General features: G+C 41.1%; 11 protein-coding genes and 1 pseudogene. 3 read left to right on the top strand and 9 right to left on the bottom strand.

Features of this window, described 5'->3' with window-relative positions; translation table 11 throughout:
* Positions 1-222 precede the first annotated feature (222 nt).
* The 5 genes from HWQ39_RS22130 to HWQ39_RS22110 form a co-directional block, all read right to left on the bottom strand.
* A complete protein-coding gene (locus HWQ39_RS22130; RefSeq protein ID WP_292849611.1) occupies positions 223-957 on the bottom strand; it encodes an HAD family hydrolase in 735 nt (244 codons plus the stop codon).
* Between the two features lie 131 nt (positions 958-1,088).
* Complete coding sequence (locus HWQ39_RS22125) at positions 1,089-2,216, bottom strand: 30S ribosomal protein S1 (protein WP_292849609.1); 1,128 nt, start codon at positions 2,214-2,216, stop codon at positions 1,089-1,091.
* Positions 2,217-2,610: 394 nt separating this feature from the next.
* Complete coding sequence (locus HWQ39_RS22120) at positions 2,611-5,313, bottom strand: type I secretion system permease/ATPase (protein WP_292849607.1); 2,703 nt, start codon at positions 5,311-5,313, stop codon at positions 2,611-2,613.
* The gene (locus HWQ39_RS22115) at positions 5,262-6,044 is read right to left on the bottom strand and encodes a peptidylprolyl isomerase (protein ID WP_292849605.1); all 783 of its coding nucleotides are present in this window, start codon (positions 6,042-6,044) and stop codon (positions 5,262-5,264) included. The genes HWQ39_RS22120 and HWQ39_RS22115 overlap by 52 nt, the downstream gene beginning before the upstream one ends.
* 335 nt (positions 6,045-6,379) lie before the next feature.
* The gene (locus tag HWQ39_RS22110) at positions 6,380-7,177 is read right to left on the bottom strand and encodes a TIGR00297 family protein (RefSeq protein ID WP_292849603.1); all 798 of its coding nucleotides are present in this window, start codon (positions 7,175-7,177) and stop codon (positions 6,380-6,382) included.
* Between the two features lie 223 nt (positions 7,178-7,400).
* Between HWQ39_RS22110 and HWQ39_RS22105 the strand changes: the two genes are divergently transcribed.
* Positions 7,401-7,832, top strand: a complete 432-nt coding sequence (locus HWQ39_RS22105; RefSeq protein WP_292849601.1) for a VOC family protein — start codon at positions 7,401-7,403, stop codon at positions 7,830-7,832.
* A gap of 49 nt (positions 7,833-7,881) precedes the next feature.
* Here the strand turns inward: HWQ39_RS22105 and HWQ39_RS22100 are convergent, their stop codons facing one another.
* Positions 7,882-8,517: a triacylglycerol lipase gene (locus tag HWQ39_RS22100; protein WP_292849599.1), complete on the bottom strand. Its 636-nt coding sequence runs from the start codon at positions 8,515-8,517 to the stop codon at positions 7,882-7,884.
* A 522-nt stretch (positions 8,518-9,039) separates the two neighbouring features.
* On the opposite strand from HWQ39_RS22100, the gene HWQ39_RS22095 reads away from it, so the two are divergent.
* A complete protein-coding gene (locus HWQ39_RS22095) occupies positions 9,040-9,594 on the top strand; it encodes a hypothetical protein (RefSeq protein ID WP_292849597.1) in 555 nt (184 codons plus the stop codon).
* A 59-nt stretch (positions 9,595-9,653) separates the two neighbouring features.
* On the opposite strand, the gene HWQ39_RS22090 is transcribed toward HWQ39_RS22095, so the two are convergent.
* Positions 9,654-11,501, bottom strand: a complete 1,848-nt coding sequence (locus HWQ39_RS22090) for an after-VIT domain-containing protein (protein ID WP_366932293.1) — start codon at positions 11,499-11,501, stop codon at positions 9,654-9,656.
* 143 nt (positions 11,502-11,644) lie between these two features.
* Here HWQ39_RS22090 and HWQ39_RS22085 point away from each other — a divergent pair, with 143 nt between their 5' ends.
* Entirely contained in the window at positions 11,645-12,766 is a 1,122-nt protein-coding gene (locus tag HWQ39_RS22085) for an IS630 family transposase (RefSeq protein WP_292849595.1), read from the top strand.
* 13 nt (positions 12,767-12,779) lie between these two features.
* Here the strand turns inward: HWQ39_RS22085 and HWQ39_RS22080 are convergent.
* Together HWQ39_RS22080 and HWQ39_RS22075 are read right to left on the bottom strand one after the other, a co-directional pair.
* Positions 12,780-13,331: pseudogene (locus HWQ39_RS22080) on the bottom strand (hypothetical protein); the annotation flags it as partial.
* Between the two features lie 17 nt (positions 13,332-13,348).
* Positions 13,349-14,413, bottom strand: coding sequence for a tetratricopeptide repeat protein (locus tag HWQ39_RS22075; protein ID WP_292849775.1), 1,065 nt, complete (start codon positions 14,411-14,413; stop codon positions 13,349-13,351).
* Between the last annotated feature and the right edge of the window lies 1 nt (position 14,414).

Genomic DNA, 14,414 nt, shown 5'->3' with positions numbered 1-14,414 from the left:
GTAGCGAAACGTAGCAATCCCAAACACTTGCGATTGCACTCTTGGAGACGCTCTGCGAACACTTCGTACCCTACGGGTTCTCCGTTCGCGTAGCGTTCCGTAGGAAAGGAGTACGCAATGATATAAGTATGAGTAACGAAAAATTCAGCTTTTTGCTCCCCTCTGGGCATCGGAGAGGGGCTGGAGGAGAGGTCAAATAAGACTTGTCGAACTCACGTTAAATTAATCTTCTAAAATCTGGATTTCATCAAGTTGATTAATCACTACATCTGCACCTCGGACATTATCTGACTTACCTACCCAAGTGATACCAATACAACCTGCGGCTTTAGCATTACGCGCCATTTGCATATCACCAACTGAATCACCCACCATCAATGTAGCGCCTGGTTCGACTCCCAAGCCTTGACAAGCTTGCAAAAATAGCACTGGATCTGGTTTACTCGGCCCTTCATCTACGCCCATTTCTAACTGGATATAATCGCTTAACTGGTGATTGGCTACAAAATTACGTACTTCTTCAGTTGTCGCAGCTGAGAGGATGCCAAGTTTCAAACCCCCTTCTTGTAGATATTTCAACAAGTCTAAGCTACCTACAAACAGTGGTGAAGGAGTTTGTCCAATGTATTTTTCCGCTTCATCCAAAGCTTGACGGGCTATTTTTAAGCACTCAAACCATCCTCTACCAGTTTCGGCAATATATGCCGCAGCCGCAACTTCTGTTTCACGACGGCTTGCTACTGATACTAAACCTGCGGGATCTAGAAGATTGCCATTGATGCCAAATGCCATTAACAGGGGTTCCCCAGTTCCAGGGATTTGAGCATCTATTAACCTTGCTGCCTTTTGTGCGAGCGATCGCAAATACGTTTCTGAATCTTCTAGAGTACCGTTTTTATCAAACAAAATTGCCTGGATATTATCAAAAGTGATATTTCTACATTTAATGGTTGCCATAATATTTAACTTCTAACTACTGCTAATTCTTTATTTTTACCGATTTTCCACATAAAAAAAGAGGGGAAAACCCTCTTTATAAAATGATTTGATACTCTTACTTAAAAATAAGTAAAACTATAAAAAATCTATTACTCTTCAATAGCTGCTGGAATTTGCTCTTCAGTTTCCGTCGCTGCTGGAATTTCCTTTTCAATTTCCGCAACTACTGAATTTTCTTGTTCAATTTCCGCAACTACTGAATTTTCTTGTTCAATTTCTGCTGCTGGTGGAATCTCTTGTTCAATTTCTGCTGCTGGTGGAATCTCTTCGTCTGCTACAACTTCCGCAGGTGCAGCCGGTGCAGCAGTAGCACCTTGCTGCTTGGCTAATAGCTGTTCGCGATACTTAGCAGCCATTTCTTCTGCCTTATCGTAGACCAAATCCCGGTTCTTAATCATGTCGCCGGGTTCGGGTTCTAGTTGCTTGGTAGATAGGGAAATCCGGCCCCTTTCTGCATCCAAGTCAATGATCATAACTTTCACTTCATCATTGACATTGAACACGCTATGAGGTGTATCAATATGTTCGTGAGAAATCTCTGAAATATGTAGTAGACCACTGACGCCGCCAATGTCGATAAAAGCACCGTATGGCTTAATACCACGAACAGTACCAATTACTACTTCGCCGACTTCTAGGCGGTTCATCTTACGCTCAACCAGCGCTCGACGGTGAGATAGAACAAGGCGATTACGTTCTTCATCCACCTCTAGGAATTTCAACGGCAGATCCTCGCCGACCAATTCTTCTTTAGGTTTGCGGGTACTAATGTGGGAACCTGGGATAAAGCCACGTAATCCCTCAATCCGTACCAATGCTCCGCCGCGATTGGTTGCAAATACGCCAGAACGTACAGTAGCATCTTCTGCTTGCAACTGTCGCACACGCTCCCAAGCCCGCATATACTCAATACGGCGAATGGAAAGGGTTAATTGTCCATCTTCGTTTTCATCAGTAAGAATGAAAAATTCCCGCGTTTCGTTTGACTGTAATACTTCTTCCGGGCTATCCACCCGGTTAATAGACATTTCTTGTATAGGTATATATGCTGCGGTTTTAGCACCAATGTCAATCAGAGCGCCGCGCGGCTCTATACTGAAAACTGTTCCTGGGACAACATCGCCAGGGCTAAAATGATAATCGTATTTGTCAAGTAGAGCAGCGAAATCTTCGTGAGTGAATCCAATTTCTGTAGCGGTTAAATTCTGATTGACCATGCTGATTTGTTCCTGGTTCTAGTCTCCGTAAAGGTTGTGCGACAAGCGCGACGTGCTATGTAAGCAGTTCTATGGCAGCCTACACAAAACATCCATTTTCATCCTAGCGCAGAAACGCTAGTATTAACACATATCTACTCCCAAGATTGGAAATTATATCACAATATGAAAATGATTAGTTATTTACTTAGTAGTTAACGTGCGCCTTCCTTGGAGACTCACGTTAAATTAATGGAACAATGGGCGAGTTTGTAACTAAATTACAGCAGTTTTCATGTATTTAAACCACATTTGTCGTAAGGGCACAGCTATGCTGTGCCCCTACCGTGTGGTCTATTATTCAGCCATTTTTTAGATATCAAGTAGACATTAAACTAAAAGCTAGTTAAATCTATTAAATGTTTGCTTGCTGACGTTGATATAATGACCAATACAAACCCTTTTGTTGCAATAATTGTGAGTGAGTACCACGTTCGGCAATTACACCTTGCTCTAATACCAAAATCAAATCAGCACGTTTGAGGGGAGCAAAGCGGTGAGCAATTAGGAACACGGTACGATTAGCGGAAATTTTTTGTAGGTTTTGCAGTACTTGTTGTTCAGTTTCACTATCCAAAGCGCTGGTAGCTTCATCCAAAACTAAAATCGGCGCTTGGGAAAGAAATAGTCTTGCTAAGGCAATACGTTGTCTCTGTCCACCAGATAAAGCAGTACCGCGTTCACCAACATTGGTTTCGTAACCGTAGGGTAATTGACTGATGAAATCATGTGCTACTGCTAGTCTTGCCGCCTCTACTACTTGCTCTGCGGTAATGTCGGGACTACCGAGAGTAATATTTTCCAAAATGGAACCGTTAAACAAAAAGTCTTCTTGAAGAACTACACTAACTTGTTGCCGCAGTGAGGCTAAGTCGGCACTTTTTATATCAAAACCATCAATGAGGATACGTCCTGATTCAATTTGATAGAGGCGTTGCAATAGTTTAGATAGGGTACTTTTACCAGAACCACTGCGTCCGACAATGCCGACAAATTGCCCTGGTTCAGCATTGAAAGATATTCCCCGCAGAATTGCTTCAAAGTTTGGCCGGTAGCGAAAAAATACTTGCTCGAAGGTGATTTGTCCTTTCAGAGGTGGTAAAACTAGACCAGTTCCCAGTTCTGCTTCTGGGGAAACGTTGAGAATATCACCAATCCGATCTACAGAAAGTAGCACTTGTTGGAGGTTTTGCCACAATTGTACTAAACGCAAAAGTGGGCCTGTGACTCTCCCAGACAGCATTTGAAAGGCAACTAACTGTCCGATTGTGAGCTTTTGTTCAATTACTAACTTTGCGCCAAACCAGAGAATCAGCATGGTAGACAAATTGGTGAGAAAGTCACCAATGTTGCTGCTGATATTGGAGGTAGTAGAAGCTTTAAAACCTGTGCGAATGAAGCGAGCAAATAAGCCTTCCCAGCGATCGCGGGCTACTGGTTCGGCTGCATGAGCTTTAACAGAGTGAATTCCAGTGATTGTCTCTACTAGAAAGGATTGACTATCGGCACTCCGGTTAAAAGTTTCGTTGAGCCAGTTACGCAGAATGGGGGTTGAAACGATAGTTAATGTGGCAAATAGCGGCAGTACTGCTAAGGCGACAAAGGTCAGTGGGACGTTATAGTAAAACATCAATACCAGATACACCACAGTGAAGATGCTATCTAGAATTACTGTTAATGCTGTACCTGTGAGAAACTGACGAATTTGTTCGAGTTCCTGGACTCGTGCTACTGTGTCTCCGACGCGCCGCGACTCAAAATAAGCTAATGGCAGACGCATCAGATGGCGAAATAGCTGTGCTGATAAACTCAAATCCAGCCGCCGAGCTGTATGGGTAAAGATGAATAGGCGCAGAATACCCAGTATGGACTCAAATACGGCTACGCATAAAAGTGCGATCGCCATGACATCAAGAGTCGGCAAACTCCCCTGCACCATCACTTTATCAATGACGACTTGCGTAATTAGGGGTGTTGTTAACCCCAAAAGCTGTAAGGTAAAAGATGCCAACAATACTTCTACAAGTAAGCCCTTATACTTCCAAACTGCTGGAGTGAACCAATTAAGGTTAAATTTTTCTTGCCGAGATACGAGTTCTACTTGCCATAATTGTCCATCCCAAGAGGCTTCAACTATAGACTGTGGCAAGCTTTCACAAGTTCTTTCGGGATTGAGAGGATTAGCGATAATTAAGCGATCGCCTTTAACTCCATAAGCCACCACCCAGGATGGACTCTGGGGTGAGTCAGAATTCCACAGCAGTAAAGCTGGAAATGACAACTGTCGCAACTCACCCCAACTCACTTGTAACCGCCGCAACACTAACCCTAACTTTTCTGCTGCTTCCACAACCTGTTTTGGGCGTTGTCCTCTGAGTTGGCGCTGTACCCATTCGAGTTGCACAGAATTTTCTAACTGTTGCGCCACCATTGTTAAACAGGCAGCAGCAGTATTCCAACTAGCAACAAAGGGATAATTTGCAACGATCTGATTGGCGGCTGGGAGTCCTTTTTGGGGTTGGAGGCTGTGGGGGCTGGAAGTTCCGTCTGAGGTTGATATTACTGAAGGGGTGGAAGAGAAGGAAAATGTCTCCCTTTCTCCTTCTGTCTGTACTGGTAATGCTTGCCAAAACTCTTGAATTTGTGGGTGAGAAAATTCTGCCCAAAGTGCAGTATCCCAACAAATTACTATCACTTCTTTACTAGCAGCTACAGCTTTAAAATCCGCAGACAGCTTTTGTAAATCGCCAAACCAATCCCCTGCATCTAGGGCAGCTAAAGGTTTCCCAATGCCCTCTTCTCGCAAGCGGACTTTCCCAGCCACAACTAAGAATTGATAACCACCGACATCATTTGACCAGATTTTTTCTCCAAGACGATACTGGCGGGTTTGAGATTCATTTTCTAATTGGGATTTTTGTTCGGCAGTGAGCCAGCATAGTGGTGGCTGATTCCAAGGCAAAGAAGCTAGAACTTTTAATCGTAAAGATTCATTATCCAGAATTTTTAACTCACTTGTAACTTGACTGTCAGTTTTTGAATTTTCTCTGCTAGCCATTTTTCAAATAACTCATTTTGTAGTACTTGCTGTAGTTGAGTATCTTCTAAAGACGCTGGCAGAAATTGTTCTACTCGAAACAAACCATAAGGTCCTTCTCCTTGGGGAGAGTCTTTGCCAACGATTTCTATTGGGCCTACCAATTGTCCTGGACTAGCGACATCAATAGCTGCGCGTAATATATCCGGCATACTGCCTCGGCTGACGATTCCCATCATGCCGTTTACAATTCGGTCATCTGAAAGTGAATACTCTTTGGCTAGTTGCTCAAAACTACCTCCTTCTTCAATTTGGGTATGGAGTTCGTCTGCCAATTCTCGATTATTGACAACAATCCGAGAAAGTACTACCCGATCCAAAAAAATTTTGCGCTCAATGAAATATTCTTGGATTTTTGTTTGGGTTACTACAGCTTTCAGCTTTTCTAATTTGTAACCAAAAGCAACCGATGTGTGAAATGTAGCGTAATCTGTGTTGTTGCTCTTTAACCATTCTTGAAAACTTTCGGGATCAGTCAGTTGGTTTTTCAGCCTAAAGTCAATAATTGACTGTTCAGTTATTGCTGTGCCAATTTCAATATCGTTACGTGTTCTGATTTCTTCCTCAATTACGTACTGGCGGAGAATATCTCCAATGAACTGTCCCAACTTTCCAGAGGCTTGCAGGTATTTGACTGCTTCCTCAACAGAAATTATTTGGTCATTAATTGTCAAAAATGATGAAGATTCCATGAACTAATTATGTGAAAATGGTTAAACTACTTATAGAACTTTTAATTTAAATCATATAGAAATCATCTGGTTGTTGATGGATAAATATGATAAAGATTCCATGAACTAATTACATCTAAATGGTCAAAAAATTATATAACTAGTGAATAATATAATTTCCCTTGATCTCTTTTACAGTCTGGTGCGGACAAAACAGGATTGAACTGGGGACTGGGGATTGGGGAAACAAGTAAGGGAGCATGGAGCAGGGAGCAGGGAGAAGAATTTTCCCCTCCGCACCCTGCCCCTCTGCATCTTTTCAATGCCCAATGCCCTAACTAATTATTTTCACTGATTTACTTAATGAAACTTATCCATGTCCAGGCAAGTAGCACAGATGCGATCGCACCGATTAATGTATTAAAAATATTTACCACTTCATTGGTCAGCCAGGTATACTTAGATTGCAATGTTGCACCAATTACACTTTCTAAGTTAGTGGCAATGAATGCTGCCAGCACACACCAAGCGACTCCTAATAGATCAATTAAACCAACTCCCCAACCAATAAATGCGATCGCAACAGAAGCCACAATCCCAGCTAAAGTCCCTTCCAAGCTTACCGCTCCTTCTGTACCCCGTGGCACTGGTTGGAGTGTGGTAATGAGAAAGGTACTTTTCCCATAAGCTTTACCAACTTCACTAGCAGTGGTATCAGCCAGCTTGGTACTGAAACTTGCTACATAGGCTAACAATAATAGGGATTGGGGATTGGGTACTAGGGATTGGAGACTAGCTACAAAGAATCCCGAATTTATTATCCCTACTCCCAAAGCACACAGCGCCCCAATTAAAGCCGAACCCCAAACATTTTCTGGGCCTCTTGCTCCAGAGCGCTTTTCGGCAATTCCTTCTGCCTCCTTCTGCGCCATACCGATGCGGGTAACGCCAGAACCAACCAGAAAATAGAACATTACTACTGCATATCCTTGCCAGCCTAGAGTTACCCAAATTAAGATAGCCAGGAACCAGGCATGAAATAATCCAGCAGGGGTAAGTAGTTTTTTCGGAGAAATCCAAGCTAAACCCAATAAAAGTGTGTTTAATACTACTGCTACCAACCAGGGATTTACAGGATCAATTGAGGGTGACATCAGCAATGAATTATGAGTAATTTTTCGGAATATCAACAGAATAGCGAATTTATGATACTTAGTGCTTAATTTCTGAAACCTTTCCAGCTAAAGTAATATGTTTGTATTATTAACTGAATAGTGTAGGCATTGCCCCGAAAGCTGATTTTTAAATTGACCACAATCAAGACTTAACAGCATAAATTGTAGATAGCATCAACCACTAGTCTTTTCCACACAAGTTATGAGTCAAACTTTATTCCATCTAGCTTTCCCTGTGACTGATATTGCCCAAACAAAAGCATATTACGTAGATGGCTTGGGCTGCATTCCTGGCCGTGAAAACCGCCATGCTCTAATTCTCAATCTCTACGGACATCAATTAGTGGCTCACGCCACCAAAGAACCCTTGATACCGCAACCCACTATCTATCCCAAACACTTTGGGCTAATTTTTACCCAAGAACGTGACTGGCAAGACTTACTAGAAAGGGCACAACAACAACAGCTATTTTTTCGCGAAGAAACCAAAAATCGCTTTGTTGGTTCTCCTCTTGAGCATCACACTTTCTTTTTAGAAGATCCTTTTTATAACATCATGGAGTTTAAGTACTACAGTCACCCAGAGGCGATTTTTGGAAGTTACGAATATACGCAAATTGGAGATAAGACTTAAGAATTAAAAATTAAAAATCAAAGAGATGCAAGTACAACAATTATCCTTCCTACTGACTAGATTTTTTATTCAGCAAGGATAACTTGATAGGCTCTGCTAAGGTTGCTGTGATTACTGTTAAACTTCTGGAGTCTGTCAGCATCCAAGGATGTAGAGCAACTGGTATTATTACTTCCTGTCCTACTGGCATTTGTGAACTGTTTGCTGGGACAATCATCAAATCATAAGGTGTCCAGATAGACGTAAAATTTATCTGCCCCAATATTACAGCATCAGAATTTAAATCCTTGAGAAAAATGCTGTCGGGGCGCATTTGTATGCAACCAGGACGCCAGGAACCATAAGCAACCACAGTTCCATGATGGGGTGAAGAGATGGTAATAAATCTCTGCACGCGGTTAAGTCCTCCTAGTCGCTGGACATAGTAACGACTAACAATTCCTCCCATGCTGAAGCCTACTAAATCTAGGCGTTGTTCTGGTGCAAAGGTAGCTGTAACATAATCGGCTACTTGCTTTGCTAATTCATCAAGACCCACATCACCATTATTAGGAACCAGATTCAGAGAATGTACAGACCAACCCTGTAGTCTTAATTGAGCCGCCATTCTATGGAAAACTGCCTCTGTGTCGTCAATACCGTGTATTAGCAAAACGGGATTGCGTTGTTGATTTTCAATATTCATTTACAAAATCTGGCTGAATTAAGAGGTGTATTTCACTTGTGTAGGTACACACTGCTCTACAAACTGAAGCTATTGCTTTTCGGATTCTTTCTTTATAAAGATATTGTTGCAAACAAAACTGAAATGCTTTCAAAAATAGCTTGTATAAAATTTAACGAATTAATCTTGCTATTTGCTATTTGGCTATGACACTCTTGCCACTGGTTGAGAGTAAACTGCTTGTTTAACTTCAATTGGATATTTACCAAACAAAGAAATGTTAATTCTTGTAAAGCTTGCTTTCAGAATCTTGCTCTTAGTTACAGTAAAATTTAATAATTAGTTCTTAGTGTATGTAGGTTGCAAATGCTTGCAATAGAACATTTGCCCTGTGATTTTACTACAATGTTAATTAAGTACAAGCCTATAAGGGTTGTCACCAGAACGAGGTGACGCAAAGTAGAAAATGTAATATTTTGTCGTGATTTTTAACAATTACGGTAGAGTTCCCAATATAAAAGGTAAAAGGCAGGAGTAATTGTAATGGATTTTATCAAAAAGTTAATTTCGGGTATTCAGGGTTTTCTTGGCGGTATTTTGGGTTTCATTACCGGACTGTTACCAGGTAAGAAAAAAAGCAACGGCTACTTCTTAGAATTGGACGAAGCCAAAGATGCTGCTAAAGAGGTAGCATCGAATGCTAAGAAAGTAGCAGAGACAGTTACATCGACAGTTGCATCGAATGCTAAGAAAGTAGCAGAGACAATTACATCAGAAGCACCAACTCTATCTAAGCCAGATTCATTAAACGGAACAAAAACTGCCGCGGCTAAGACTAAGGGTAAGGAAAAATCAGCTAAAAATCCTAAACCAGCCGATGTTCAGCTAGTCCAGACTGCTGAGGGTCTTAGAGTTGAACCGGGCAAAAATGCAAAAGCCGCAGCAGCCAAAGTACTCAAAGAGCAACCAACTGAAACCACCTTTGCACCAAAATATCTTGCTCCTTCGACTACAAGCTCTAATGGTCGTCGTCGTCCAGGGGCGAATATGAGTGCTTATCTAGAATTGGCACGTCAGGTTAAAACCCCTAAGAATTAATTAATTTGTAGAGACGCGAAATTGCATTTTGTGCTGCAATACTAAAGCGTCTCTACAAATTAAACATGAAGATTTAAGGTTAAGATAACTTTGCCAGTTGTGGATGGGGAAACTCTCCAAAGTAGGAGCGATCGCTTAATTTTCTCCACTACAACTGCATCTTTTAGGGTAGAGGTTTCCTCATCCAAAACTACCCGTTCTACCCGACCTTTATTGACGGTGAACTCAAAAACGATTTCACCATCGAAGCCAGAAGGAAAGTTTAGTTGTTGAAGGTATTGGGTTAGGTTAGCAATTTCTGTTTCATCCAAGCCAGTAACACTGATAACCTCTAACTGATGATTGATAGCTGCATCTGATATTTCATCTTGTTCTATCTCTTCTAAATCAAAGCTCAAAGATATCTTAGCTTCTTTAGCTACTGGGGATTGTGGCGATCGCTTTTGCCGGAGAAAATCGGGAGCTTTTGCTGAAGCTGGTGCTGGCAATTTCATTTGAGGCGCAAAACCACCAGCCGGAGCATTGCCAAACACTCCTTGGTAACTAACTGCTTCAGGCATTTCCACTGGCACTTGCATAGATAAGTATTCGCTTCCTGGTTCAACCCGCACGTCATCGCTGACAGCTACAAAAGCAGTGTATTGAGAAAGCAGTTGATAAGTTAAGGCTGTTTCTGTAACTGCTTCTACACCAGCTTTGGTTTCAAAACTTACCATTTGATTCATCAAGTATTTGATGCTAGCGCGTCCCCACAACTGCGCTACAGCAAGATTTCCTGTTTCTTCAAATATGAGGTGGAATTTTTTTTCATAGTGCTTACCGCCCGCAGAAATGCCGGAAATTTGCACATTACCGCTAGCTCTACCTTGTTTGCGACCAAATAAAACTAATGGTTGTTCGCTGAATAAATCAGGGGCTACCTTTGGGTAAATCACAGGTGATTCTGTGTCACCTTGCCAAGAAATTTGAATATTCGTAAGTACAGGATTGTTGATTTGCCTATAAAACTTTTCGGCAACCTCTTCTGTGGGTTCATCATGACGAATAATTCGGGATATTCCCCGGCCAATTTCGGCGATGCGATTTAGTAAAAAACGGTTAACTGAACTACCAACACCGAAACTGTAAAGGCGATTTCCTGGTTGTAGGTGCTGTTGTACCTCTGCTAAAATCTCATTTTCGTTGCCGATATAGCCATCGGTTAAGAGTACAACGCTGCGTAATCTTCCGACTGGTGTGGGAAAATTGATGGCTGTACGAATGCCACTGAGCATTTCTGTGCTGCTATCAGCTTGTAAATTGTTAATATAAGCGATCGCCTTAGCACGATTTTCTGCTGTATTCGGCAGAGGTTTTGGCGATAACTGTCTGACTCTATCGGAAAAATCGATAATTGTAAAAGTATCGTTGGGATTCAACCCATTGATAAATCGCCGCATCAATTCTTGACACTTTTGCAACGGATCGCCAGATTGAGAACCAGAAGTATCCACCAAAAATACGACATCTTTGGCGACAATCTCATCGGTGGAATATTCCAAAGCTGGAATTAGATATATCGCAAAATGTCCGCCGCGATCGTCGGCTTGGGTTAAGGCTGTAGATTGAGTTTCTTTGCCAGAAACTTGATAGCGGAGAATTAAATCTTTGTTAGGAATTGTATCTTCTCCAGCTAATTGAATTCGCACAATTTGACGTGAGTATTCAATTTTTAATTGATGCGAAGGAGAACGCACTTGAGAAATTGGTAAACCTGCATCAATTTCGACTGTGACATTAATATTGTGACGGGTTCGCGTTCCTTCAGAGACTACAGGCGGTGTAATGCGCGAAGCATCGGAAACTTGGTCTGTGTCACCGCTACCATCTATCGGCCTTCCCGGAATATATCTTGGCCCCACCACCATCGGGAAAACAAATTCGTAATTTCCCGCCTCAAATTTTAAGCTTTCGGTGTAACGGATTGTGACATCAATTTGTTCGCCAGGTTTGATAAGCTAATCGGCACTTAAGTTGCATAATAAGAAGATGAAGCCGTTTCAAAGCACCTATGCCGCCACCAGCCAAGAACTTTTTAACACAGGAGCAAGTCAGCAAGCTACAGGAAGCTCTAAAAGAGAGCAACCTACCGCATATCAGGGAAAGAATTCTAATTATTCTTCTGCAAAATGATGGGAAGCCGCAACACGAAATTGCAAAATTTTTAGGCTGTTCGCATAGAACAGTGGCATATTGGTGTATGCATGGAGATCCAGATAATTTAGAAACCTTACATAATAAAAGAGAGTACGAACATTGCCGAAAAGCCACTCCTGAATATATTGAACTTTTATTAAAAACTGTTGATCAAGAACCCTCATCATTAGGTTACGAATTTGGGAAATGGACAGCAGAAAGATTAGCTACATATTTAACCGAGAAAACAGGTATTGATTTAAGTAGCTCTCAAGTGAGGAGGATATTAAAGCGAAAAAAGTATAGTTATATTTGGGCTAAATATGATCTAGAGGATAAACAAAATCCAGTAGATAGAGCAAAATTTAAAGAAAAACTTACCCAATATTTATTGATTGCACGAGAACAGCCAGAGCGTCTACAGGTATGGTTTTGGGACGAGAGCGGGTTTAGTTTACGTGTAATTAGACGCAAGAATTGCGGTAAAAAAGGAAAACGTAAAAATGTTCCAGGGCAACGGCGTTGTGGTCGAGTTAATGTGATGGGAGCAATCCGAGAATTAGACCGAAAGCGGGTATGCTTTTTCGTGAAAAAAGGTAATGCAGATATTTTTTACGAGCAATTACAACTATTATTTGAATTAATTAAACAGGAGTGGATAAGTAAAGGAAACCTGGGCGAAGATTTTGCGAAATCTGGGCCGAAGATTATTTTAATTTTAGATAATGCTAGTTTTCATAAACGCAAAGACATTCTAGCTAAAATATCTGAAGAGTTCCCAAATTTTGTTTTAGAGTTTTTACCCGCTTACAGCCCTGATTACAATATTATTGAGTTAGTCTGGCACTCATGTAAAGAATATATTGCTCATCGCTTATTTAAATCAGTAGATGAATTAAAATCACTGCTAGATAAGCTTTTGAATCAAGGCGAGTTAGTGATTAAGTGGCATCGCCAAATCAAAAACAAAGGCAATCTCAGCTATATTGCAGCTTGAATGCCGATTAGCTTAACGCTTGCAACTCGATAATTGCCTGTGACTGCACACTTCCTCTTCCCAAAAGCCTCAACCATAACGTCTGTGGTGTTTTCGGTAGTTGATGTATCGCCACAATTGCTGTCCGCAAAGCCTCCGGCAAAAAATGTACTCCTGATAACCAACTTTCTTTTTCAATAGTTCCAAAGCTAGACAATCTAGTTTCAGATATGGTAGGTGTAAGAACCCATAATTTGGGAATTTCTAAGTCCTGAAGTTTGGTTTTATTTGCTTTAGCTTCTCGTCGCAATAAAGCCTTTACTTCTAATAATTTGAGAATACAGTCGCATATTTCATCAGTAGAAGCTGGATTGCGGAAGGGTTCAATTATCGCAGGATGTTCAGCAAATCTTCCTAGTAAACCTAGCACTTGTAAATTAGAGCTTTGCTGCTTATCAGGAGTGAATAAAACATCTATTTCTTTAATCTCCCCTGAAACTTTTTCTGATGGCTTAACTTCTCCGTAATCTTTTAGTAATTCTTCCAGATAGTCTTTGGCAAATTTGTCATGTATAAAGCGCGTCATTTCTATTGAACTACAAATTATTTAATAAACACCAGCCCACTATATAAATGAAAAGCTGAATCCCAATTACTCTGCTCCCGGCGAAACAGATTAATGTGAGACTTGATATGACTCAGCATTTCTGTCTGATCTAATGTTGTATCTGCAAAAGATGTGAAATCTGACCAGATTTTGACTTGAGGTAGTTGCTGGTTAATCCAACTAGATAAATTATTCCAATTAATTCTGATTGTATTTTGGCTAGCTTGAGGAATGATTTCTAAACCTTCCTGGAATTCATAACCGTTATCATAAAATCGGAGAATGCAACGTCTACCAGGTATGTGTAAATCACAAAACTGAGCATAATCTTGTGTTTGAGTTTTCCATTCGAGTTTACGGTAGGGATCAACATCTACAACTTGTTCAAAAATAGGTAATAGTCCTACTACTCTGGCTGTGACTTCTGACCAGTCAAAGGTGAGAGAACCGAGTTGATTTGTGTCATTACGGCAAACAATAGTAGCTTGTGGGCTAGATTCTTGGAAATGTTTGACTTGATAAACTTGAATTTGCTGAATTTGAGCTATTGTTGCCCAAAAGCAAGGAATTCCAGCCTGTTGTAACTGTTTTCCATAAAATTTTAGTTCTCCAATTTGACCAGTGCGGTACAACCTCCAGCCACGACTTGGTAGTAATAGCCTTGCAGTGTAGGGGTCTAGCTGCATAATCTGGGCAAATTTCCGAGACGCTTCTGTTTTCAGATCGTTACTAAGTGGTTCTAAAACTAGTACGCCAAGTTCGGTGTTATTCGGTTCAGATTTTGCTTGAGAAATGGCTCTTTGTCTTTCTTCTAGTTCCATTTCTTGTAGTCGTTGCAAACCTTGACGTGCTAGCACCACTATTTTGGTATTTGTCGTATCTCGCAGCAGTTGCCGATAAATTTTTTCCGCATTCTGACGCTTTCCAGATACTTCATGCAGCCGACCAAGATAAAATTGTACCCAAGGATTGTCTGGTGATTCTTTTTGCAGCTGTTTGAGTAATTTAGCCGCTGTTTGATAGTCTTTATGCTCAAAGGCGATCGCAACTTGCTCAATCATC

Origin of the sequence: Nostoc sp. NMS8 (assembly GCF_017115045.1) — a bacterium.
Classification (GTDB): Bacteria; Cyanobacteriota; Cyanobacteriia; order Cyanobacteriales; family Nostocaceae; genus Nostoc.
This window is presented reverse-complemented; position numbering and strand designations above follow the sequence as displayed.